The sequence below is a fragment of the Bartonella massiliensis genome (assembly GCF_902150025.1).
GTDB classification, from domain to species: domain Bacteria; phylum Pseudomonadota; class Alphaproteobacteria; order Rhizobiales; family Rhizobiaceae; genus Bartonella; species Bartonella massiliensis.
Genome location: NZ_CABFVS010000071.1, coordinates 1 through 943, shown reverse-complemented (window position 1 = coordinate 943; position 943 = coordinate 1). Strand labels below are relative to the sequence as shown.

Genomic DNA, 943 nt, shown 5'->3' with positions numbered 1-943 from the left:
ACACACAAGCATTATCATAGACCCAGCAATTGCCATCATAAGAGAGGTTGCTTTCCTTTTCAATAAAGCCACCTAAAGAGCCGGCTTTAACATCAGCAAAGTCTCTTAATGCTTTAATACGATAAAGAGTTTGATTATTTAATACACGTGTCTCATTTGTGAGTGCAAACTTTTTTTGCATAGCACAATTCCTTTATAAAGAGATTTAAATTTTTAAATGAAATGTTTTAAAGAAGGGGCGCCCCCGCCGCGCCCGTGCTTTATTTAAGCAGCGTCACTTTCATATGCGCTGTCATCATCATAGCCATAATCATCATAATATTCATGACGATAATAATCATCTTTACTACCAAATCTTGGAATTGCCTCATCATGAATTTGATCATCAGAGGTTAAAGAGGCGGCGCTATGAATATAAGAATCTCCACAGATTAAAGAACCACACACAACCGCATCATCATAAACTTGAGAATAATCACATATATAAGCACCATCACTTATTTTTGCATTGCCACCGACATGAGCATTATCACAAATGACAGTCTCATCAGAAATATGCGCATGCCCACTTACACGGGCGTTATCATAAATTTTAACATTCCCTTCAATTATAACGGCATTTTCAATATGAGCATTGCCATAAACCTCACAATAATCATTTATTGCCATGCCTTCAAAAATAGCATTGCCATAAATTTTAGCATTGCCATAAACGTCTACAAAAAAGCTTTTTACTTTAGCATTCTCAAAAACCCTAGCATTTTGGAAAACGCGTGCTTTATCATAAACCCAGCAATTGCCATCATGAGAGAGATTATCTTCACTTTCAATATACCCCCCGAGGTCGCCTTTTTTGACATCATCAAAATCTCTTAAAGCTCTAATTCGCTTTAAGAAATGACCATCTATATATTCACAATCATCAATAAATTCGTATTTTTTT

General features: G+C 35.6%; 1 protein-coding gene and 1 pseudogene. Both read right to left on the bottom strand.

Going from position 1 to position 943, the window contains the following annotated elements:
* Nucleotides 1-181, bottom strand: a pseudogene (locus tag FNZ60_RS09470) (hypothetical protein); the annotation flags it as partial.
* 83 nt (nucleotides 182-264) lie between these two features.
* On the bottom strand, nucleotides 265-943 hold a 679-nt coding region (locus FNZ60_RS09465; protein WP_142417294.1), incomplete at its 5' end, for a hypothetical protein.